Source organism: Methylobacterium sp. WL9, from assembly GCF_008040035.1.
Classification (GTDB): Bacteria; Pseudomonadota; Alphaproteobacteria; order Rhizobiales; family Beijerinckiaceae; genus Methylobacterium; species Methylobacterium thuringiense.
Map to the genome: position 1 here is coordinate 1 of NZ_VRVE01000162.1, position 2,605 is coordinate 2,605.

General features: G+C 64.0%; 1 protein-coding gene and 1 pseudogene. Both read left to right on the top strand.

The window, feature by feature from the left end:
- The coding region (locus tag FV217_RS22145; RefSeq protein ID WP_281407186.1) for a SwmB domain-containing protein at nucleotides 1-1,553 on the top strand (1,553 nt) is incomplete at its 5' end.
- Nucleotides 1,554-2,406: 853 nt separating this feature from the next.
- Nucleotides 2,407-2,605 (top strand): annotated as a pseudogene (locus tag FV217_RS22150) (chromosome partitioning protein ParB); the annotation flags it as partial.

Below are 2,605 nucleotides of genomic sequence, written 5' to 3' on the forward strand. Positions count from 1 at the left end.
CCCAGGGCGTCGCCAACGCGACGCCGGACACGACACCACCGGTGTTTCAGTCGGCAAGCGTCAACGCCGCCAGCCTGGTGCTGACCTACAACGAGGCCCTCGACGCCACCAACGTCCCGGCGGCCGGTGCCTTCGCGGTCACCGTGGCCGGGGGCGCCGTCGGTGTGAGCAGCGTTGCGGTCAACAGCACAGCCCAAACGGTCACCCTTACCCTGGCCGCACCGGTGACGTCCAGCCAGGCGGTCACCGTGGCCTATACCGACCCGACAGCCGGCAACGACGCCCTCGCCGTACAGGATCTGGCCGGCAACGATGCAGCCACCCTTGCGGCCCAGAGCGTCGCCAACACCACGCCGCCGCCTGCCGACACGACCCCACCGATGTTCCAGTCGGCCGCCGTGAACGGCGCCAACTTGGTGCTGACCTACAACGAGGCCCTCGACGCCACCAACGTCCCGGCGGCCGGCACTTTCGCGGTCACTGTGGCCGGCAGCCCCGTCGCTGTGAGCGGCATTGCCGTCAACAGCGCGACCCAAACGGTCACCCTGACCCTGGCCGCGCCGGTGACGTCCGGCCAGGCGATCACCGTGGCCTATACCGACCCGACAGCCGGCAACGACGCCCTCGCCGTACAGGATCTGGTCGGCAACGATGCAGCCACCCTTGCGGCCCAGAGCGTCGCCAACACCACGCCGCCGCCGGCCGACACGACCCCGCCGGTGTTTCAGTCGGCCGCCGTGAACGGCGCCAGCTTGGTGCTGACCTACAACGAGGCTCTCGACGCCACCAACGTCCCGGCGGCCGGTGCCTTCGCCGTCACCGTGGCCGGGAGCGCCGCCAGTGTCAGCGGCGTGGCCGTCAACAGCACGGCCCGGACCGTGACGCTGACCCTGGCCGCGCCGGTGACATCGGGTCAGGCGGTCACGGTCGCCTATACCGACCCGACAGCCGGCAACGACGTCCTCGCCGTCCAGGATCTCGCCGGAAACGACGCCGCCACCCTCGCAGCCCAGGCCGTCACCAACAACACGCCGAGTGCGGCCGGCATCACCATCAACGACACCGAGGCCGGCAACGTCATCAACGGAGGCTCCGGCAACGATACGCTGCGGGGCAACGGCGGCAACGACACCATCTACGGCGGGGGCGGCAACGACTACATCTCGGGGGGCGCCGGGAACGATGTGCTGATCGGTGGTCCTGGTACCGACCTGCTCTACGGCGGTGCCGGCGCCGACCGCTTCGTGTTCCAGAGCCTGGCCGATTTCGGTCCGGCCAGCGCGCCCGACTACATCGAGCTGATCGCGGGCGACGGCGACCAGATCGACCTGTCTGCGATCGATGCCAACAGCCTGATCTCGGGCATGCAGGGCTTCACGTTTATCGGAACGGGCGCCTTCACTGGCCAAGCCGGCCAGTTGCACTACCAGCGCGGCACGCAGGGCGGCACTCAACTGGTGAGCGCGGACACGAACGGGGACAGCAAGCCCGATTTCCAATTCGTTGTCGGAGCCTCGACCCTGACCGCCAACAACTTCATCCTCGGCAGTTGACGGCGAGGAATGCGGCAAGCGCACTGCTCCGGTGCGCTTGCTCAGGAATCGACGGGAGCCCGGGTTCGAAGGTTCGGCCGGCGCTGCTCTTCAAATCCGACGCACCCTTCTCGATGGTCGGCTTCTCTAAAATCGAAGCGAAGATTGATCGACGAAGGTGCAGGTTTTCCGTCTCCAAAGAATTCAACGGCTCGATCCGACCGTTCTTCGAGCCGCCATACCGGAAGCGTGCGCGACAGTAACTGACCGTGATCCGCACGGTAGGACGGGTTTTTCCGGCAACCTTCCATCCAAGAGCGACCAAGACCTGGATTGGGCGCCGTCAGGTGGCGACTGTTTCATCCCTGCGCTGTCCCGTCGCATGAGGACATCTTCCACAGGCTTGAGGCCAGTCTCGGAGAGAATCCCATTTCCGCGATAGCCGCTCGGGCGACCGGCGATTCTGAACCGGTTTGCATCTGAGATACGCACGACGCGCCTCTTTGCACGTCACAAGCGCAGCGATCCGCCCTTAAAACCGGCAATAAGAACAACTTATTTTGCCGTAAAATGTCTAGTATTAGACAATAACTGGACCTATCCACAAGCCGTAAACTGATAAATCCAACCGCGCGGCAAATTGTATATTGCGTTGCGATGGAAGCTTCGTATGTTGAGCGCGCAAGTTAAGTTTTCGTTAGTTAACTCGACGATCGACGCGCCAGAAAAAGAGTAACTATCGCCCCTTTACGTTCGGTGGAATCGCCAAGCTAAAAATAAATAACATAAGTTATATTGCCTGTAGATGCCCGCCCAGAAGACCCCACTGCGCAAGGGACACTTCGCTTGCGCGCGCTTTGGACGGAGGTACGACATGCTGCCGATCTCGACGAAAAGCTTTACCGCGCATAGCGACGTGTCGGCGGGTCCGGCCCCGATGCTGCAGTGGCTGCAGATCGCGACGCTGGTGGTCGATCCGAGCTACCAGCGCCCGATCTGCGGACGCGGCCGCAGCAACGTCGACCGCATCGCCCGCGAGTTCAACTGGCGCTTCTTCGCCCCCGTCGTCGTCT